This is a genomic window from Streptomyces sp. WAC06614, assembly GCF_003949795.1.
GTDB lineage: Bacteria > Actinomycetota > Actinomycetes > Streptomycetales > Streptomycetaceae > Streptomyces.
The window spans coordinates 16,244-35,093 of the sequence record NZ_RPRY01000036.1 but is presented as its reverse complement, the minus strand read 5'-3'; the positions used below and the strand labels follow the sequence as shown (position 1 = coordinate 35,093).

The 18,850-nt window shown below is 72.5% G+C and carries 20 protein-coding genes; 10 read left to right on the top strand and 10 right to left on the bottom strand.

Annotation, left to right across the window (positions count from 1 at the left end):
* Both EF918_RS07930 and EF918_RS07925 read right to left on the bottom strand, forming a co-directional pair.
* The coding region (locus EF918_RS07930) for a sulfatase-like hydrolase/transferase (protein ID WP_148141221.1) at nucleotides 1-1,068 on the bottom strand (1,068 nt) is incomplete at its 3' end.
* 184 nt (nucleotides 1,069-1,252) lie between these two features.
* On the bottom strand, nucleotides 1,253-3,523 hold the full coding sequence (locus EF918_RS07925) for an MMPL family transporter (RefSeq protein ID WP_125642957.1): 2,271 nt from the start codon (nucleotides 3,521-3,523) through the stop codon (nucleotides 1,253-1,255).
* A gap of 175 nt (nucleotides 3,524-3,698) precedes the next feature.
* Here EF918_RS07925 and EF918_RS07920 point away from each other — a divergent pair, with 175 nt between their 5' ends.
* Together EF918_RS07920 and EF918_RS07915 are read left to right on the top strand one after the other, a co-directional pair.
* A complete protein-coding gene (locus EF918_RS07920) occupies nucleotides 3,699-4,871 on the top strand; it encodes a sensor histidine kinase (protein ID WP_125642954.1) in 1,173 nt (390 codons plus the stop codon).
* Nucleotides 4,846-5,508, top strand: coding sequence for a response regulator transcription factor (locus EF918_RS07915; protein ID WP_125642951.1), 663 nt, complete (start codon nucleotides 4,846-4,848; stop codon nucleotides 5,506-5,508). Before EF918_RS07920 ends, EF918_RS07915 begins: the two co-directional genes overlap by 26 nt.
* Nucleotides 5,509-5,522: 14 nt before the next feature.
* Here EF918_RS07915 and rpsR read toward each other — a convergent pair whose 3' ends face one another.
* The 4 genes from rpsR to rpmG are packed head-to-tail and all read right to left on the bottom strand — an operon-like array spanning nucleotide 5,523 to nucleotide 7,387.
* Complete coding sequence (gene rpsR / locus EF918_RS07910; protein WP_125642948.1) at nucleotides 5,523-5,759, bottom strand: 30S ribosomal protein S18; 237 nt, start codon at nucleotides 5,757-5,759, stop codon at nucleotides 5,523-5,525.
* Nucleotides 5,760-5,800: 41 nt separating this feature from the next.
* Nucleotides 5,801-6,946 (bottom strand): GTP-binding protein, encoded by a 1,146-nt coding sequence (locus EF918_RS07905; protein WP_125642945.1) that lies wholly within the window; start codon nucleotides 6,944-6,946, stop codon nucleotides 5,801-5,803.
* Entirely contained in the window at nucleotides 6,943-7,191 is a 249-nt protein-coding gene (locus EF918_RS07900; RefSeq protein WP_125642942.1) for a type B 50S ribosomal protein L31, read from the bottom strand. Before EF918_RS07900 ends, EF918_RS07905 begins: the two co-directional genes overlap by 4 nt.
* A 31-nt stretch (nucleotides 7,192-7,222) precedes the next feature.
* Nucleotides 7,223-7,387: a 50S ribosomal protein L33 gene (gene rpmG / locus EF918_RS07895; protein WP_030162346.1), complete on the bottom strand. Its 165-nt coding sequence runs from the start codon at nucleotides 7,385-7,387 to the stop codon at nucleotides 7,223-7,225.
* Nucleotides 7,388-7,456: 69 nt separating this feature from the next.
* On the opposite strand from rpmG, the gene rpmB reads away from it, so the two are divergent.
* From rpmB to EF918_RS07870, 5 genes are all read left to right on the top strand, one after another.
* On the top strand, nucleotides 7,457-7,693 hold the full coding sequence (gene rpmB / locus EF918_RS07890) for a 50S ribosomal protein L28 (protein ID WP_125642939.1): 237 nt from the start codon (nucleotides 7,457-7,459) through the stop codon (nucleotides 7,691-7,693).
* Nucleotides 7,693-7,998: a 30S ribosomal protein S14 gene (gene rpsN / locus EF918_RS07885; RefSeq protein WP_125642936.1), complete on the top strand. Its 306-nt coding sequence runs from the start codon at nucleotides 7,693-7,695 to the stop codon at nucleotides 7,996-7,998. Before rpmB ends, rpsN begins: the two co-directional genes overlap by 1 nt.
* Before the next feature lie 258 nt (nucleotides 7,999-8,256).
* Nucleotides 8,257-9,303, top strand: a complete 1,047-nt coding sequence (locus EF918_RS07880; protein WP_260609963.1) for a permease — start codon at nucleotides 8,257-8,259, stop codon at nucleotides 9,301-9,303.
* Nucleotides 9,300-10,103, top strand: coding sequence for a TIGR03943 family protein (locus EF918_RS07875; protein ID WP_185921648.1), 804 nt, complete (start codon nucleotides 9,300-9,302; stop codon nucleotides 10,101-10,103). Before EF918_RS07880 ends, EF918_RS07875 begins: the two co-directional genes overlap by 4 nt.
* Nucleotides 10,104-10,222: 119 nt before the next feature.
* Nucleotides 10,223-10,804 (top strand): Hsp20/alpha crystallin family protein, encoded by a 582-nt coding sequence (locus tag EF918_RS07870; protein ID WP_125642929.1) that lies wholly within the window; start codon nucleotides 10,223-10,225, stop codon nucleotides 10,802-10,804.
* 48 nt (nucleotides 10,805-10,852) lie between these two features.
* Here the strand turns inward: EF918_RS07870 and EF918_RS36825 are convergent, their stop codons facing one another.
* Nucleotides 10,853-11,002: a hypothetical protein gene (locus EF918_RS36825; RefSeq protein ID WP_185921647.1), complete on the bottom strand. Its 150-nt coding sequence runs from the start codon at nucleotides 11,000-11,002 to the stop codon at nucleotides 10,853-10,855.
* Between the two features lie 109 nt (nucleotides 11,003-11,111).
* On the opposite strand from EF918_RS36825, the gene EF918_RS07865 reads away from it, so the two are divergent.
* A complete protein-coding gene (locus tag EF918_RS07865) occupies nucleotides 11,112-11,480 on the top strand; it encodes a DUF5335 family protein (RefSeq protein ID WP_125642926.1) in 369 nt (122 codons plus the stop codon).
* A 95-nt stretch (nucleotides 11,481-11,575) separates the two neighbouring features.
* On the opposite strand, the gene EF918_RS07860 is transcribed toward EF918_RS07865, so the two are convergent.
* The gene (locus EF918_RS07860; RefSeq protein ID WP_125642923.1) at nucleotides 11,576-12,028 is read right to left on the bottom strand and encodes an Hsp20/alpha crystallin family protein; all 453 of its coding nucleotides are present in this window, start codon (nucleotides 12,026-12,028) and stop codon (nucleotides 11,576-11,578) included.
* A gap of 251 nt (nucleotides 12,029-12,279) precedes the next feature.
* Here EF918_RS07860 and EF918_RS07855 point away from each other — a divergent pair, with 251 nt between their 5' ends.
* The gene (locus EF918_RS07855; RefSeq protein WP_125642920.1) at nucleotides 12,280-13,266 is read left to right on the top strand and encodes a DnaJ C-terminal domain-containing protein; all 987 of its coding nucleotides are present in this window, start codon (nucleotides 12,280-12,282) and stop codon (nucleotides 13,264-13,266) included.
* Between the two features lie 267 nt (nucleotides 13,267-13,533).
* On the opposite strand, the gene EF918_RS07850 is transcribed toward EF918_RS07855, so the two are convergent.
* Nucleotides 13,534-13,830 carry a hypothetical protein gene (locus tag EF918_RS07850; RefSeq protein ID WP_125642917.1) on the bottom strand — a complete coding sequence of 99 codons (297 nt, stop codon included), beginning with the start codon at nucleotides 13,828-13,830 and terminating at the stop codon, nucleotides 13,534-13,536.
* Nucleotides 13,831-13,873: 43 nt separating this feature from the next.
* Entirely contained in the window at nucleotides 13,874-16,006 is a 2,133-nt protein-coding gene (locus EF918_RS07845; protein WP_185921646.1) for a phospholipase D-like domain-containing protein, read from the bottom strand.
* 264 nt (nucleotides 16,007-16,270) lie between these two features.
* On the opposite strand from EF918_RS07845, the gene EF918_RS07840 reads away from it, so the two are divergent.
* Nucleotides 16,271-18,775 (top strand): phosphoenolpyruvate synthase, encoded by a 2,505-nt coding sequence (locus EF918_RS07840; RefSeq protein WP_125642911.1) that lies wholly within the window; start codon nucleotides 16,271-16,273, stop codon nucleotides 18,773-18,775.
* Nucleotides 18,776-18,850 lie beyond the last annotated feature (75 nt).

The following is an 18,850-nucleotide window of genomic DNA, read 5'->3' as shown; positions in this document are numbered from 1 at the left end:
GGGCAGGACGTCGGTCAGCGGGGTGGGGCGGTTGCTGGTGCCCTGCCGGACCCGGCCGGGACCCCAGGCGATGAGGGGGACGCGTACGCCGCCTTCGTAGAGGTTGCGCTTGTAGCCACGCAGCGGACCGTTGGCGTCGAACAGGTCGGGGTTGACCCCGCCCTCCTCGTGGGGGCCGTTGTCGCTGGTGACGAGGACGACGGTGTCCTGCTCCAGGCCGAGCTCGCGCAGCCGGTCGACCACCTTGCCGACCAGGGAGTCGAAGTAACTGACCTGGGCCGCGTGCCCCTTGTCCGCAGCCGACCAGCTCCGGCCCGCATACGCGCCGGTGTCGGGGATGTCGCTGGGAGCGTGCGGAACGTTCGGGGTGAGGAGAAGAAGGAACGGTTCGCCAGCGTGGGCGTCGATGAACTCCAGCGCGTGCTGTGCGAGGAGGTCCGGGGCGTACACGGCCTTGGCGCCGCCGGCGTTGGCGGGGATGGGCTCCTTGACCGCGTTGTGCCAGAGGTACTCGGGGTAGTACTGGTGGGCGTGACTGTGGTCGATGTAGCCGTAGAACTCCTCGAAGCCGCGGGCGGCCGGATGGCTGTCCTGGCCCGCGGCCTCCGGCCCGAAGCCCCACTTGCCGATCACGGCGGTCCGGTAGCCGCGCGCCCGGAGCACCTGGGCGAAGGTGGTGTCGGTGGCGGTGAGCGAGCCCTGCCCGCCGGAGGAGGGGTTGGCGCGGACCGTGGAGTGACCGGTGTGGAGCCCGGTCAGCAGGGAGCAGCGGGAGGGCGCGCAGACGGCGGCGGTGGAGTACGCATCGGTGAAGCGGAGCCCCTCGGTGGCGAGCCGGTCCAGGCGGGGGGTGGCGATCAGCTTCTGCCCGTAGGCGCCGAGTTCGCCGTACCCGAGGTCGTCGGCCAGGACGACGACGATGTTCGGCAGCCGCCCGCCGGCCCCCTCCGCCCCGTCCGGCACCGCCCCCGCGGCCACCGCCTGCACGTCCCCGGCGGCGGTGACGGTGCCGGCGGTCAGACCGAGCGTCGCGGTCGACGCGGCGAGGAAGGAACGGCGACTTGGCATGGGGAACTGCTCCTCGGCTGTGCGGGTGGGCTGCGCCCGGGCCGGGCGCCAGCCGATCATGCGCGCCGAAGCCGCACCGGGACCATGCACGCAGCATGAAGAACGTGTGACAGCACCCGACTTGGCGGGGCTTGGGCCTCCTCCACGCCGAGGTGCCGGACACCGAGGGCGGGCGGGCGTGGGGTCAGCGGTCGACCGGCCGGGGTCGCGGGGCCTCGCCCGTGGGTTCCGCGTCGGTGTCGTCGGTGCCGACCGTGCCGTGGGGAAGGATCCGGTCCAGCCACTTCGGCAGCCACCAGTTGGCCCGGCCGAGGAGTGTCATGGTCGCCGGTACCAGCACCATGCGCACGACCGTGGCGTCGATGAAGATCGCGGTGGCCAGGCCGAGTCCGAACATTTTGGTGGAGGGGTCCTCGGCGACGGCGAAGGACAGGAAGACCGCCACCATGATGAGGGCGGCCGAGGTGATGATCCGGGCGGTGCCCGAGACGCCCTCGACGATCGCCGTGCCGTTGTCGCCGGTGCGCAGGTACTCCTCGCGTACGCGGGAGAGGAGGAACACCTCGTAGTCCATCGACAGGCCGAACAGGATGGCGAAGAGGAACATCGGGATGAACGACACGATCGGGACCGTCGCTTCCAGCCCGATGAGTGCGCCTGCCCAGCCCCATTGGAAGACCGCGACCATGATGCCGTAGGCCGCGCCGATGCTCAGCAGGTTCAGCAGGACCGCCTTGAGCGGTACGAGGATCGAACGGAAGACCAGCATCAGCAGCAGGAACGACATCGCCAGCACGGCGGCGACGAGCACCGGCAGGCGTTGGCTGGTGCGTCGGCCCACGTCGGACAGGCTCGCGGCGGCGCCGCCGACGTGGGCCCTGGCCGGGCCGTGCCCGACCGCCGCGGGCAGCACGTCGGTGCGCAGCCGGTCGAGGGTGTCGGTCGTGGCCTTGTCCTGAGGGCCGGTGGTCGGGAACACCAGGAGGGTCGCGATGCCGGTCGCCGGATCGATGTGCGTCGGCGCGACGGATGCGATGCCGGGATCCGCCGCGAGCCCCCCGACGAGCCGGTCCAGCACTCCCGGGTCACCGGCGGGGTCCGCGGCGATGACGAGGGGACCGTTGCTGCCCGGGCCGAACCCCTCGGCGACGAGGTCGTACGCGCGACGCTCGGTCCGGCTGTGGGGCAGTGACCCGTCGTCGGGCAGGCCGACGCGCAGACCGAGCACGGGCAGCGTCGCCGTCAGCAGCAGCGCCGCCGCCCCGAGCGCGTACGGCAGCGGGTGCCGGCCGACGTGGCCGACCCAGCGCCGCCAACCGGCGGCGGGAGCGGTGCCCGCCCCCCTGTCCCGCCGCCGTGCGGGTCGGACCGGCTTCCCGGTCCGCAGAGCCCGGCCGATCCGGCCGACCCGGGCCAGGCGTGGGCCGGCCGCGCCGAGGAAGGCCGGCAGCAGCGTCACCGATGCGAGCACCATGGTCAGGACGACGATCGAGACGGCGAGGCCGCCCACCGTCATGAACGGCACGTGCGCGACCGCCAGGCCGAGGATCGACACGACGACGGTGCCGCCGGCGAAGACCACCGGCCGCCCCGCCGTCGCCACCGCTCGTCCGGCCGCCGCCTGCGGGTCGAGCCCGCGCGCAAGGTACTCCCGGTGCCTGGCGAGCACGAACAGCGCGTAGTCGATGCCCACGCCGAGCCCGACCATGCTGCCCAGCACCGGTGCGAAGGTCGGGACGTCCGTCACTCCCGCCAGTACCGTCATCGTGGCGACACCGATGGTCAGTCCGAAGACCGCCATGCCGATCGGCAGCGCGGCGGCGACGAGCGAACCGAACGCCAGGAACAGGATCGCGGCCGCGGCAAGCAGGCCGATCAGCTCGCTCACGCCGCCGTCGGGGTCGGAGAAGGCGTAGAAGAGGCTCCCGCCCATCTCGATGCGCAGGGGCAGTTCGGCGCGCAGCCGGTCGCCGAGTTCGACGAGGGCGTCGAGGTCTTCGGCCGACAGCCGGCTCTGGTCGGGGTACTGCACCCGGACGACCGCGATCCGCCCGTCGGCCGAGACGAGGCCGCCGCGCACGGCCGTGTCCCCGCGTGCGGCGAGTGCCCCCGCCGGGTCGCTCGTGCCGAGCACGTGCGGCAGCCGCTCCACCTCGGCCTGCAACCGCGTGAGAGCGGTGCGCGCGCCGTCGTGGTCGAAGAACGTCGCAGCGCTGTCGCGGGGGGTGACGACGACTTGGGCGGTCATCCCGTCCTGGCCGGTGCCGGCCCGCTCGATCAGTTCCGCGGCCCGTCGGGAGTCCAGGCCCGGAGCGGTCATCGAGTCCGCGGTCCGCCCGCCGAAGGCGACGGCCGCGAGGACGGCGAGCGTGGCGGCGACCAGCCACGCCGCGATCACCCACCAGGGACGGCGGGCAGCGCCCCCGCCCAGGCGCAACAGGGCTTTCGAGAGCATCGGGTCCTCCAACCAGCTCGTCGGCCGTCCTTGTACGGCCGTCGATGCCGAGGCTCGTCGCCACGGCGCTCCGCGGCATCGGCCTGCGGGCCGCGGATCCGTCGGCCCCAAGTCGGAGTGGGGACCCGTCCTTTCGGCCGATGCGCGGCACGCCGCGGTCCCTACGCTGAGAACCGTGCTCCGAGACGACCTGCGAACCCTGTGGACCGAACCCCGGCCGCCCGACGCGCCCGCCCGGGTGTGGCGGGACCGGGCGCTGCTCGTGGTGGGCCTGGCCGGTGTGGGGTTGGAGGCCACCCTGCGCGACCACGTCGTGTGGCGGCCGGTGGCGGTCGTGTCCGCCGTATGGCTGTGCCTGCTGCCCCTGTGGCGCCGGACCCGCCCGCTGGCGGTGGTGGCGCTGGCGTTCGGCTCCGTGGCCCTGCTCGCGGTGGCCTCGCTCGTCGCCGCGGCGGGCGAGCCCGTCGGCCTGTACACCGGCGCGGTCGTGCTCGTGCTGGTGTACGCGCTGCCCCGGTGGGGATCGGGCCGCGAGATCGTGCTGGGCGGCGCGGTGGTCCTCGCGGTCGGCGCGCTGTGTGTCGTCGCGGACGGGACCCCGGTCGTCGAAAAGGTCGTGGGCCTCGTCTTCCTGCTGCTGCCCGGCGTGATCGGGGCCGCCGTACGGTTCCGGGTGACCGCGCGCGAGCGGCAGTTGGACCAGGTGCGCTCCCGCGAGCGGGAGCAGCTCGCCAGGGAACTGCACGACACGGTGGCCCACCACGTGTCGGCCATGGTGATCATCGCCCAGGCGGGCCGGGTGCTCGCGGGCACCGACCCGTCCGCCGCCGTCGAGGCGCTGGAGGGGGTCGAGGAGGAAGGGGCGCGCACGCTGGAGGAAATGCGCGCCATGGTCGCCGCGCTGCGCGACCGCGGGGTCGGCGCCGAGCTGGCGCCCCCTGCCGGTGTCGCGGATCTGGAGCGCCTGGTGCGCACCCCGGGTGGTCGCCTCAGGGTCGACCTGGGGCTCGACGGCGAGCTGGACGCGCTGCCCCCGGCCGTGGACGCGGCCGTCTACCGGATCGTGCAGGAGTCGGTGACCAACGCGCTGCGCCATGCGGTCGACGCGACCGAGGTCGTCGTCCAGGTCGCCGCGGAACGACACAGGGTGCGGGTGAGCGTGCACGACGACGGCCGGCGCACCGGCCGGGGTCGCGACGGATACGGACTTACCGGATTGCGCGAGCGCGCGACGCTGCTCGGCGGCACACTACGAGCCGGGCCGGGTACCGACCGGGGCTGGCACGTCGAGGCCGAACTGCCGAGAGCGAGGGGCGAGAGCGGTGTCCATTCGCGTCCTCGTCGCTGACGACCAGACGATCATCCGCACCGGGTTGCGGATGATACTGAGCGCCCAGCCCGGCATCGAGGTGGTCGGCGAGGCCGCCGACGGGCGGGAGGCGGTACGTCTGGCCCGCGAACTGCGCCCGGACGTCTGTCTGTTCGACATATGCATGCCCGCACTCGACGGGCTCGAGGCCACCCGGCTGGTCGCCGGCCCGGGCGTCGCCGACCCGCCGGCCGTGGTCGTCATCACCACGTTCGACCTCGACGAGTACGTCTACGGCGCACTGCGTGCCGGCGCCCGCGGATTCCTCCTCAAGGACACGGGACCGGACCTCCTGGCCCAGGCCGTACGGTCGGCGTCCGACGGTGAGGCGCTCATCGCGCCCAGCGTCACCGTCCGTCTGCTCCAGGCGTTCGCGGACCTGCCCGCGGGGCGGCCCATGGCCCAGCCGGTCTCTCCCGTCACGGCGCGGGAGGAGCAGGTGCTCCTCGCCGTCGCTCGCGGGCTGACCAACACCGAGATCGCCGATGCGCTGCACATCAGCCTCAGCACGGTGAAGACGCATCTGGCCAGCCTGATGGCCAAACTCGGCGCCCGCAACCGGGTCGAGATCGCGATGTGGGCCTACGAGACGCGCCGTATCCTCCCCGGAACCTGAGCCGGGGCCGGGCCCTATCGGGTGCCGTAGGGCAGCAGTGCCATCTCTCGGGCGTTCTTGATCGCCGTGGCCAGTTGGCGCTGCTGCTGGGTGGTGACGCGGGTGACGCGGCGGCTGCGGATCTTGCCGCGGTCGGAGATGAACTTCCGCAACAGGTCGGTGTCCTTGTAGTCGATGGAGGTGATCCCTGCCGCGTCCAGCGGGTTGGGACGGGCCTTGAGCGGCTTGAGGGGGTTCTGGCGGCGGGCCATGGGCGTTCCTCGGGGTGGTCGAGTGTCGGCGGGTACGAGGCTTACGGGACGGGGTCGAGGAGGGAGTCGAAGGCTGCCGCGGGCAGGGACCTCCAGGCCTCGGGTCCCGCCGCGTACTCGGCGTCGGTCAGCAGGCAGGACTCCAGGAGCTGTTCCAGGCCCTGGCGATCGAGGCCGGGGGAGGTGAAGACGAGGTGCTGGCAGCAGTCGCCGTGGTCGGGATGCCAGTCGAGCGAGGCCGCGGCCCTGCGCATCGGCGGGACCAGTTCCCAGGCGGCGTCCGGCAGGGAGGCCAGCCAGGGGCCGACGTTCTCCACGCACAGGGCGCCGCCCGCGGAATCCCAGGCCAGCAGGGTGTCCGGACGGTCGGCGAGCCAGAACCGGCCGCGGCTGCGGGCGGCGGCGCAGCAGAGGTCCTCCAGGGCGTCGTAGAGGCGCTCGGGGTGGAAGGGGCGGCGCCGGTGCCAGACGAAGGTCGCCACTCCTGCCTCCTCCGCCTCCTGGGGCAGCAGGGCGCAGGCCGGATGCTGGGCGGCGGCCGCCGCTTCCACGTCGAACCCGGCGAAGGCCGCCCGCGCCAGCTCGCCGGACGCGGCATCCACCCGTCGAGCGGTGGGGTGGAGCTGGGCCAGCAGGGCGCGGTCCTCGTCGTCGGCTCCGCCGCTGTCGACGAGGGCCAGTACGGGCGCGTACTCGAGCTGCCGCGCCCAGGTGTCTCCGACGGTGCGCCGGTCGGTGGCGGCTGCGGCGAGACCCGCGTCGGCCAGGTCGTCGCCGTTGGCGAGGTACGCCAGGACCAGCGCCGGGTCCACGGCGGTGATCACGCCGGTGAGGTCGAGCACGCCGGCGCCGTGCGCGGCGACGACCTCGGCCATCGCCCTGGGCTCGACGGAGTCCCACAGCTCCACGACGGCCAGCCGGGTCAGGCCGCTGCCGGCCAGCCGTTCCAGCTCGGGGACCAGGTCCTCGCGCAGGGCGCAGCAGGCGCAGTCGTTGACCAGGGGTGTCTCGCCCCGGGACCGCTCTCCCGAGGCGTCGCGCACCACGCGCTGCACCGTGCCCTGTGCTGCCGTGGCGAGGTCGTGGTGGAGGGCGACGCTGCCGGGCACGGTGTGCAGCAGCCGGTCCACGACCTCCTGGCGGGCGTCCGCGTGGAGCCCGCCGACGATGACGACGGGCAGGGTCACGGCTTGCTCCCGTAGCGGCGCTGGAAGCGCTCGACGCGGCCGGCGGTGTCCAGGACACGGGCGGTGCCGGTGTAGAAGGGGTGGCTCTGCGAGGAGATCTCCACGTCGATGACGGGGTAGGTGTTGCCGTCCTCCCACTCCACCGTCTTCTCGCCGGTGGCGGTCGAGCGGGTGAGGAAGGCGAAGTCGGCGGCCTTGTCGCGGAAGACGACGGGGCCGTAGGCGGGGTGGATGCCGGGCTTCATGGCGGTGTCCTTCGGACAGGAGGGGCGGGGGTCAGCGCTCTTCGCGGAAGTCGACGTGCCGGCGGACCACCGGGTCGAACTTGCGCAGCACCATGCGGTCCGGGTCGTTCCGCCGGTTCTTGCGGGTGACGTAGGTGTAGCCGGTGCCGGCCGTGGAGCGGAGCTTGACGATCGGGCGTACTTCGTTGCGAGCCATGCCGCTACTATACGGCAATGGAAATCATTTCCAATAACCGCTTCCGTCACGAGAGGGGCAGGTAGCACCTTGTCCGCCCACTGCCAGCTGACCGGCGCCGCGCCCGGCTTCGGCAACACCGTCTCCCACTCCCACAGGCGCACGTCCCGCCGCTTCGACCCCAACATCCAGCGCAAGCGCTACTGGCTCCCGAGCGAAGGACGCCACGTCCGCCTGACCCTGAGCGCGAAGGCGATCAAGACCGTCGACGCCATCGGCATCGAGGCCGCGGTCGCCCGGATCCGCGCCCGGGGGGTGAAGGTCTGATGGCCAAGAAGAGCAAGATCGCCCGGAACGAGAAGCGCAAGGCGATCGTCCAGCGGTACGCCGCGAGGCGCGCCGCGCTCAAGGACGTCCTGCGGCGGCCTTCCTCGACGCAGGCCGAACGGGACGCGGCGCTGGCGGAACTGCGCAAGCAGCCGCGCGATGCGAGCGCCACTCGGGTGCGCAACCGCGACGGCGTCGACGGTCGCCCCCGTGGCCACCTGCGGAAGTTCGGTCTCTCCCGCGTCCGGATGCGTGAACAGGCGCACTCCGGGTTCCTGCCCGGAGTCACCAAGTCGTCCTGGTAGGACCGGCGACCGGCCGCTCGGACGCGGGGCCCCCCTCGCCGGCGGGCCCCCTCGCCGACGTGGGCCCCCTCGCCGGCGGGATGCGGGCGCGGTGCGCCGTCCGGGCATCAGCGCCGACGGCGTCGCCCCGGGCGGCCGGGCCGCCGCATGGCGCCTCCGGGGAGGCCGTCGGCTACTGTGTCCCCGCTCGCGCCCGGCCCCCTCGGGGCGGGCCGGGCGCGTTCCCCCGCGCCGCGACGTCGAGAGGGAAGGTGCAGCGTGGTCGAGGGCTCGGCAAGGGCGGCGACGGCACCACCGCGCCCGCTGGGCCCCGATGACGGCGAGGACGCCCCGGGGCGCCGGCGCCGGCCGGCGACCGGCAGGGCCGGCTCGGCCCTGGTCGGGGCCGTGGTGGTCGCGGTGCTCGCCGGACCGTGGCTGGAGCAACGCTTCGGGCTCGCGGCGTTCGAGGCGTGGCGGACGCTGCTGTTGGCCGTCGTCGTCCAGGGCGTCCCCTTCCTGCTGCTGGGCACCGTCGTCTCGGCGGCCATCGGCGCGTTCGTCCCCGCCCGGGTCTTCGCCAAGGTCCTGCCCCGCAACCCCGTACTCGCCGTTCCGGTGGCCGGTGCCGCCGGTGTGGTGCTGCCGGGCTGCGAGTGCGCCTCGGTGCCGGTCGCGGGCAGTCTGATGCGCCGGGGCGTGCCTCCGGCGGCCGCGCTGACGTTCCTGCTCGCCGCGCCCGCCGTCAACCCGGTGGTGCTCGTCTCGACCGCGATCGCGTTCCCCGGCAGGCCCGAGATGGTGGCCGCGCGGCTCGCCGCCTCGCTCGTCACCTCGGTCGTCATGGGCTGGCTGTGGGTCCGGTGGGGGCGCGAGGAGTGGCTGCGGCTGCCGACCGGGCACGCGGAGCACGCGTCCGGCGTCGGCCGGCTGGAGGCCTTCCGGCGCGGGCTGCAGCACGACTTCCTGCAGGCGGGCGGGTTCCTGGTGGTCGGCGCCATGGCCGCGGCGACCTTCAACGTCCTCGTACCGCCGTCCGTCCTGGACGCCTTCTCCGGTTCTCCCTGGCTGGGCGTCCTGGTGGCGGCGGCGCTCGCGGTCCTGCTGTCGGTGTGCTCGGAGGCGGACGCGTTCGTCGCGTCCTCGTTCACCGGCTTCTCGCCCACCGCCCGCCTCGCCTTCATGGTGGTGGGCCCGATGGTCGACATGAAACTGATCGCCTTGCAGTCGGGCGCCTTCGGGAGGGCGTTCGCGGTGCGGTTCTGCACCGGCACGTTCGTCGTGGCGATCCTGTGCTGCGTACTCGTCGGAGGTCTGTTCCTGTGACCGGACGACCCCCCGCCCGCGCGGCACGGCCGGGGCTGTTGAGCGGCCTCGGGCCGCCCGTCCTGCTGGCGCTGACCGGCACCGGCCTGCTGCACACCACCGTGCGCAGCGACGTCTACCTCCGGTACGTCAAGGAAGGCCTGCGGCCGTACCTCATCGCGTCCGGCGTACTGCTGCTCGCCCTCGGCCTCGCGGGGCTGGGAGCCGAGGTGGTGCGCCGCGTACGGCAGCCGCTGGACGATCACGCAGAGGCGGAACCGGACGACCACGCAGAAGGGCCCGTGGACCACGGCCACGGAGGCGCCTCGCACGTCGCCTGGCTCCTCGCCGCGCCCGCCCTCACCCTGATGTTCATCGCCCCGCCGGCGCTCGGCTCGTACACCGCCTCCCGGGACCGGGCCGCGGCCGGCGTGGAGCGGGCCGCCTACGAGGAACTGCCGGACGCGGCCGTCACCCCCCTCGCCCTGGAGGATTTCGTCGGACGCTCCGTGCACGCGCCGAACACCCTCCGCGGCCGTACGGTCCGGCTGCTCGGGTTCGCCTCCGCCGGCAGGACCCCGGGCACCTGGTACCTCAACCGCCTCAAACTCAGCTGCTGCGCGGCCGACGCGCGGACCCTGCGCGTGGAGATGCGCGGCGTGCAGGCACCGGCCGGCGACACCTGGGTCGAGGTCACCGGCGTCTGGCGGGGCGATGTCGTCGCCGCCGACCGCCCGGTCCCGACCCTGGAGGTCGCCACCGTGAACCCCGTCGACCCACCCCGCAACCCCTACCACGACGCGGCGCCCACGGACGGCTGATCCCTCCCTCGTGCCGGCCGGCGTCCTGGCGCTGCGACCCGCATCGTGAGCGGGGGTGGCGGTTTATCGGGCGGTGGGGCGGACAGTCGCCTGTCATCGACGACATGGAGGTGTTGACGATGGCGCTTCCCATTCGACGCGGCGGCGGCCTGTCCGAGCGGCTGCGTCCGGCGTGGGGGTCGATGGACCCGTTCCGGGACTTCGAGAACATGTGGGGCGAGATGGGGCGGCTGCTGGAGCAGGCGGCGGTTCCGGCCCCCGGTGAAAGCGGTCACTGGCTTCCGATGGCGGAGGAGACGGAGACCGGCGACGCGTACGTCGTGCGGATGGAGCTGCCCGGTGTCCCGGCCGACAACGTGAACATCGAGGTCGACGGGAACGAGCTGAGCATCTCCGGCGAGATCTCCGAGGAACAGCAGGGCAAGGTCCTGTCCCGCAGGACGGGAAAGTTCCTGTACCGCACCACCCTGCCCGCCGCGGTGAACGCGGAGGAGTGCGAGGCGGACCTCAGCGACGGCCTGCTCACGCTGCGCATCCCCAAGAAGGCCGAAGGCAAGCGGCACAAGATCGAGCTTCGGAGTCAGGGCTCGAAGAGTACGCCCGGCGGCGGGATGGAGGGCAGGCAAGCAGACACCAGCATGCAGGGGAGACGGGGAGACACGGGCATGCAGGGCCAAGGACTCACGGGGGACGTGGCGTAGGACGTACGTCGGTCGCGAACGACCCGCGTCGCGCACAGGGCGGACCCGTCAGCCGGGCAGTCCGTCCCTTGCACCGCCTTCGACCGGGTAGATCTTGGTCCAGGTGTCGCCGCAACGGCATCGGTAGGTCTCGACCAGTTGACCGGTCGCGGAGACGTCCATGCCGTCCTGTACACGGACGTGCACGTGCTCGCCCATGACTGAGCCTTTCTCACGGGAGTGGGTCGGCCCAGTGTGTGCGGCGGCGGCGCCCGGCCGCAACGCCCTTCCGACAGGTGGACAAACTGGCGTAAGGAGGATCGACGCCATGGCTGAGACGCCCTCGCTCGACCGCAGCGGCTGGACGACCGCGCTCGACGAGCTCACCGAAGCCCATGCCGGGGAAAGCGTCACCATCGAGGTGCTGGACCCGGAGATCGGCCACCAGTACGAAGCGCAGCGACTGCCCTTCTCGTACCTCGGCTACGACCCCAAGGACGACGTGGTGATCGTCGCCGTGGGTGGACGGTCGTCGCAGTACCCCGTCGTGCTGCGGCACATGGTGCAGCACCCCAAGGAGATCGACGTCGCGACGTTGGGCGTCCCCGAGGCGGCCGTTCAGGTGCTGGACGAGGAAGGCGCCGCGACCTTGATCAGCTTCTTCCCGGTGGCGTCCGGCGCGGAAACGGAGTCCTGAGCCCGTCCGGGGATCGAGCGCGCCGGCCCTGCGGCCCGATGGGGGCCGCAGGGCCGGTCGGGAGTGCCTCCGGGCCGGTCGGCACTCGGGTTCTCTTACGATTCCGACTCCGACTCCGACTGCGAGTGCGACTGCAGCTCCGCGCGGTTGCCGCCGGTGTTGACCTCGATCTTGCGCGGCTTGGTCTGCTCGGCCACCGGGATGCGCAGGCTCAGTACGCCGGCGTCGTACGTGGCCTCGATGTGCTCGGTGTCCAGCGTCTCGCCGAGGAACAGCTGCCGGGTGAAGGTGCCGGTGGGGCGTTCGGTGATCAGCGCCTCGGCGCCTTCCTTGATCTCCGACTTCCGTTCGGCCCGGACGGTCAGCGCATCGTTCTCGACGTTCACGTCCACCGAGTCGGGGTCCACGCCCGGCAGGTCGAACGTGACCCAGACCGAGCCGTCCTCGCGCCAGGCGTCCATCGGCATCGCCGCAGGGCGCTGTGCGCCGTTGAAGAGCTGCTGGCTGAGTCGGTCCAGTTCACGGAAGGGATCGGTCCGCATCAGCATGTGAGCACGCCTCCTTTGACCTTCTTCGTGGCCTTTGGTTCAGCACTTCTTATATAACCCTTGGCTACATTCTTGACAAGACCCTACTCAAGTCCTATCCCGGAGATAGGGCAGGAGGAGATCTCCGCCGCCATGCTCCGCAAGCTCGCGGACGATGCCGCCGAGCAGCTCGGGGAGAAGATCACCCAGGCGGTGATCAACTGCGACGACGACAGCGATCACGGCGGCGACAGCGATCAGGGGAGCAGTCGATGGCGAACGCGAACCGTGACTACTACGAGGTACTCGGTGTCACCCGCGACGCGAGCGCCGAGGAGATCCAGCGCGCCTACCGCAACCTCGCCCGCCGCTGGCACCCCGACCTCAGCAAGGACCCCGCGGCCGAGGAGCGGTTCAAGGAGGTCAACGAGGCCTACGAGGCCCTCTCGGACCCGGACGGCCGCGCCCGCTACGACCGCTTCGGACCGGCCTGGCGCCAGGCCCGCGAGGAGCCGACGGGCGGAGCCGGCAGTCCTTTCGGGCCGGGTGGCGGGCGACGGGTGTACGTGAACACCGGCGGCGGCACCGGCTTCGGCGGAGCCCCTTTCGGAGACTTCGAAGGGTTCGGTGGCGCCGGGGGCGGGGGCTTCGAGGACTTCCTCGGCGGCCTCTTCGGCGGCGGCGCGGCGGGTCGTGGCGGCTTCGGCCCGGTGCCGGGCGCCGACCGACAGGCCGAGATCACCCTCGGCGTGGAGGACGCGTACGTCGGAGGCCGCCGGCGCATCACGCTCGACACCTCGGCCGGCCCGCGCAGCTTGGAGGTGACCATCCCGCCCGGCGTCACCGACGGGCAGTGCATCCGCCTGGCCGGCCAGGGCGGAACCGGCAGCGGCGGCGGCCCCTCCGGCGATCTTTACCTGATCGTGCGACTGGCACCCCACCCCCGGTACCGCGTCGACGGCCGCGACATCACCGTCGATCTGCCGGTCGCACCGTGGGAGGCCGCGCTGGGCGCGTCCGTCCCCGTGGACACCCCGGGCGGCACCGCCAGGGTGGACCTGCCGCCGGGCTCCTCCAGCGGCCGCAAACTCCGGCTGCGCGGACGCGGCATGCCCGACCGGCGCGGTCAGCCGGGCGACCTCTACGCCGAGGTCAAGATCGTCGTGCCGGCCGAGCCGACGCCGACGGAACGGGACCTGTTCCAGCGGCTGGCCAAGGAGTCCGGCTTCGACCCCCGCCACCGCAGCGGAAGGGGATGAGTACACGTGGCGCAGAACCCATGGCGATACCCGCTGGCCCGCATCCACCGGCTGCGCACGGCCCGGGGCTGAACCACGCCGCCCTCGGGGTCGCACTCGACCTGCTGGACCGCATCGAGGAATTCGAAGCCGCCCTGGCCGGGCTGCACCCCCCTCGGCAGGGTGCGCAGGAGGTGAACCCGTGGACATGCCGCTCACCGGCGGCGACGACCCGGACCGGGCGCGCGCCGCCCTGGAGGCCGAGCTCGGCCGCCGGGTGACTGCCCCTCAGTCGGTGCCGTGCCGCGTGAGCACCAGGGCCGTCGCCACGGCCAGGGCCGTACCTCCGGCCAGGACGCCGCAGCGGGAGCGCCAGGACAGGACCGACCAGCGGGACCCGGCGGACAGCAGCGAACCGCAGCTCGCCCAGGAGCCGACCGAGAGGACGGACGCGGCCGAGCCCACCGATCCGACGGACAGGAACGAGCCGACGGACCCGATCGACAACGTCGAGCCGACGGATCCGATCGACAGGAACGAGTTCCGGGAGCAGAGGGACCAGCGGGAGCCGGCTGTCGTCGTCATGGCCTGATCGTATGCACGCCGTGCCGTCTCCCGCACGGACGTGCTAGAGCGTCCCGGTGACGGAGGCGGCCCCGAGCGTTCCGGTCACGCCCTGGAGGGCGACCGTGGTGGCTGGTGACCAGGTGCCGTCGGCGTGGCGGATGACGTGCAGGAGCCCGCCGGCGGAGGTGGTCGCGGTGAGCTGGAGTTCGCCGTCGACGTGGGCCGCGCCCAGGGACGTCGCGCTGACCGTCCCGAGACGGTCCTTCAGGTCGGCGAAGGGCGTCCAGGTCCGGTCCGTCCTGCGGACGGCGTGGTACTGGCGGGAGCCGTTGTCGGTGGCGACGACGATCTGCGCGTCGCCGCCGGTGCCGGCCATGCTCACGGAGCTGATGGGGCCGGTGGCGCCGGCCGCTGCGGCGACGTCGCCCCAACTGCTCCACTGCCCTGCGGTGTTGCGGATGGTGTGCAGGGCCTTGCCGCCGCTGATCGCGACGAGCTGGAGCTCGCCGCCGACGCCGGCCGTGGCCGCGGCGGTCACCGTGCCGATCGGCCCGACGGCGCCGGCGACGTCACCGAAGGGGGTCCAGTGACCGGTGGCGTTGCGGATGGTGTGGAAGACCTTGCCGTCGGCGACCGCTACGACGTGGAGGTCGTTGCCGAGGGAGACGGCCGAGAGCTGCGTGACGCTGCCGAGGACACCGGCGACGGCGCCCACGTCACCGAAGGCGGCCCATGTGCCGTCGTCCTTGCGCACGGTGTGGTGGATACGGCCGTCCCCGCCGAGGGCGACGACGTGGGTGTCGGCGTTGATCCCGGCGGCCGCGACCGCGTGGACCCCGTTGATGTTCCCGGCCTTGGACTGGACGTCGGTGAACCCGGTCCAGGAGCCGTCGGCGAGACGGATGCCCTGGTAGAGGCCGGTGTCGGTCCGCGCGAGGACCTCGGTCTTCCAACCCGGGGCGGGGGCCGGGGGCTGGAGCCACCTGGTGCAGTGCGGTCCTGCCTTGAGGGACTCGAAGTTCGCGGCGAACGCGTCATGGACCGCCGGGTTGTCGATCTTCAGCAGGGTCTCGTCGTGCGAGCGGAGGTTGGGGAAGGTGTAGTTGTGGCTTCCCGTGAACACCAGCTTGCGGTTCGGGACCCCGAGGTAAGTGCCTTCCACGAGCAGGTACTTGGAGTGGATTCCGATGGTGCGCGAGGCCCCGCCGCTGTCCGTCGCCGTGCCCGCGCACCGGGCGACGTAGCCGAGCTTGCCGGCGATCGTGTTCTGCACGGTGGTGCCGAGGTTGCCCTCCTCACCGTTGTGCAGCAGCTCCACCCGGCATCCCGCGGCCTGGAGCTCGACCAGCTTGTCGGCCACCTGCGGGCGGGTGAAGGCGTACATGCCGATGCGGACCCGGCCGGTCCCACCGGCGCAGTCGAGGTTGCCCAGCAGGGAGACGACGGTGTCCGTGCCGGCGTCCGTGCTGTACGTGGTGCCCGCCTTCTCCTGCCGCGGGAAGAAGTACGTCTTGTACGGGCCGCTGTCCTGGGTCTTGTAGTAGTGGGCCAGGCCCGTGCCGGAGGACCCGTACGTCTGGAGGTCCTGCCAGTAGTTCCGGTACGCCGCGTACAGGCCGGACCCGTTGTCGGGGAGGGTGACCGCGTTGTTGTAGAGGTTGCGGCGCTGGCTGGTGGTGAGGTTCGCCGAGGTCTGGAAGACCACGTTCTCCGTGGCGCCGACCTTGGAGAACAGGAAGAACTTGTTGTGGTTGATCGCGCCGTCGTCGCCGCCCCCGAGGTCGCGGTTTCCGATGCAACCTCGGTGCGCGGGGCAGGCCATCACCCACGAGTCCGCGCTCGGATCGGTGCCCAGTCCGCCGGCCGCCGCGAGCGCGGAGTACTCGGACCCGGTGGCCTTGCCGCTGTCCGGGTCGACGTCCGCGACGGCGTCGCCGTCCACGATGACCTTGACCTTGACCCCGCGCTGCTTGGCCGCGACCAGGGCGCTGCGGACCCCGCCGTCGGTGATGAGGTAGACGGAACCGTTGATCTCCGAACCCGCGGGCGCCCGGTTGACCAACGAGATCAGCTGGTTGCGTATCGCGTCCTGCTGGGCCGTGGTGCCGGCGGGGTCGTTGAAGGTGGCGGTGACCGCCACGGTGTCGTCCACGGCCTGTGCCCCGGGTGCGTCGAGGAGGGCCAGCCCCATCATCAGCCCCGCCGCAACCGCCAGTGATCTTGATCTGCGCATGCCGCAGTCTCGCACGGCCTGTCCGCAGTGCCGTGCGGAGGGCGGGGACGGCTCCCACGCAAAAGGCAGGGAGATCACTCTCCCTGCCACTACCAAGCTATAGCGCACCGGGGGGCTTGCCGCAAGGCCCCTGTCCTCGCGCAGAATCGTCCGCCGAAGCCACGAATCGCGAAGAATGGGGCCCACGATGCGAGCGCTGTCGATACCGACTCCGGAGGTGTCGCGATGACCGGACCGTACGTACGGGATCTGCGGCACATCGACGCGGCACAGGTCGCCGTCGTCGGCGGCAAGGCCGCGCACCTGGGCGAGCTGGCGCGGATCGAGGGCGTCCGCGTCCCGGAAGGCTTCTGCGTGACCACGGACGCCTTCCGCCGGATCCTGGCGGAAGCACCGGCCGTCCAGGACGCGATCGACCGTCTGGGACGCGTGCACCCGGACGACCGGGAAGCCGTCGGCGCGCTCAGCGCCGAGGTGCGCCGCGCCGTCGAAGGGATCCCCGTGCCGGACGTCGTCGCGACGGCGATCACCGACGCGCTCAACCGGTACGGCGAGCGGGCCGCCTACGCCGTCCGGTCCAGCGCGACGGCGGAGGACCTGCCGTCCGCCTCCTTCGCCGGCCAGCAGGACACCTACCTCAACATCGTGGGGCCGGCGGCCGTCCTGCGGCACATCAGCCGCTGCTGGGCCTCGCTGTTCACCGAGCGGGCCGTCACGTACCGCCGGAGCCACGGCATCGACGACCGTACGGTCGACATGGCCGTGGTCGTCCAGCGGATGGTCCTCCCGCAGGTGGCCGGTGTCCTGTTCACGGCCGACCCCGTCACGGGCGATCGGAAGGCCGCCACCGTGGAGGCGAGCTTCGGGCTCGGCGAGGCCCTGGTGTCCGGCCTGGTGAATCCGGACGTCTTCACGGTGCGGCACGGCGAGGTCGTGGCCAGGACGATCGTCGCCAAGGAACGCGCCGTCCAGGCCCTGCCTTCCGGCGGTACGCACGAGGTGGCGATCGACGCGCGGCGGCAGGAGCAGCCCACGCTGACGGACGCGCAGGCCGTGCGGCTCGTCCGGCTCGGGCGGCGGATCGAAGCGCACTTCGGACGCCCGCAGGACATCGAATGGTGCCTGGCCGACGGCGAGTTCCACCTGCTCCAGAGCCGTCCGATCACCACGCTGTTCCCGGTTCCCGCCCCGGCACCCGTCCCCGGGCCCGGTTCGGACCCCGAGACCGGCCCGTACGAGAACCGCGTCTACGTCTCCGTCGGGCACCAGCAGATGATGACCGACCCCATGAAGCCGCTGGGGCTCTCCGTGTGGCAGCTGACCGCCATGGTGCCGATGCACGAGGCCGGCGGTCGGCTGTTCGTCGACGTCACCCCGCGCCTGGCCTCCCCGGCCGCCCGCGCGCCCGCCCCGCTCGCGACCGATCCGGCCGTCGTCACCGAGCTGGACGAGCGCAGCCGGGAATCCCTCGCCGGCCTGGAGCGGGACATCCGGGCGCGGACCGGACCGGAGTTGTTCGAATTCCTGTTGCAGGCCTTCCAGGAGCACAAGCGCCTCGTCGGTGATCCGCAGAGCCTCCAGGTCATCATGGCGGGCATGGAGGCCACCTGGTGGCTGAACGACCACCTGGGCGCCTGGCTCGGCGAGAAGAACGCGGCCGACACGCTGACGCTGTCCGCCCCCGGCAACGTCACGTCGGAGATGGGACTGGCACTGCTCGACGTCGCGGACGTGATCCGCGCGCAGCCGGAGGTGGTGGCGTTCCTGGAGGACGTCGAGGACGACGACTTCCTGGACGAGCTGGCGAAGCTCCCGGGCGGCCCCGCAGCGCGCGACGCCATCGAGGCCTACCTCGACCGCTACGGCATGCGCTGCGTCGGCGAGATCGACATCACGCGACCGCGGTGGCGCGAACGCCCCGCCACGCTCGTGCCCGCGATCCTCGACAACGTCAGGAACTTCGGGCCCGGCGCCGCCGCACGACGCTTCGAGCAGGGGCTGCGGACGGCGCGCGAGAAGGAGCGGGAGGTGCTGTCGCGGCTGCGGGAACTGCCGGACGGGGACCGGAAGGCCGACGAGACCAAGCGGATGATCGACCGGGTCAGGACCTTCATCGGCTACCGCGAGTACCCGAAGTACGCCATCGTCAGCCGCTCCTTCGTCTACAAGCAGGCCCTGATGGCGGAGGCCGAACGGCTCGTGCGGGCCGGCGTGCTCGCCGAGCAGGAGGACGCCTGCTACCTGACGTTCCCCGAACTGCACGACGCCGTGCGCTCGCACCGGGTGGACCAGCGGCTCGTCCAGCAGCGCAAGGACGCGTTCCGGTCGTACCGGGCGCTCACGCCGCCCCGGGTCCTCACCTCGGACGGCGAGGCCCTGGACGGTTCGTACCGGCGCGACGACGTCCCGGCCGGCGCCCTCGTCGGCCTGCCCGTCTCCGCGGGGACCGTCGAGGGCCGGGCCCGCGTCGTCCTCGACATGACCGACGCCGACCTCCAGGCCGGCGACATCCTGGTCACGGTCTTCACGGACCCCAGCTGGTCGCCGCTGTTCGTCGGCATCGCGGGCCTGGTGACGGAGGTGGGCGGCCTCATGACCCATGGCGCGGTGATCGCCCGCGAGTACGGCCTGCCGGCCGTCGTGGGCGTCGCCCGGGCCACCCGCTCGATCCGCGACGGCCAGCGCATCCGCGTCCACGGAACCGACGGGTACGTCGAGCTCCTGGACTGACCGCCGGGGGGCTCCGCTTCGAGGGAGACTTCGAAGCGGAGCACTTGGCGGTGCCACCTTCGCCAGCAACTCCGC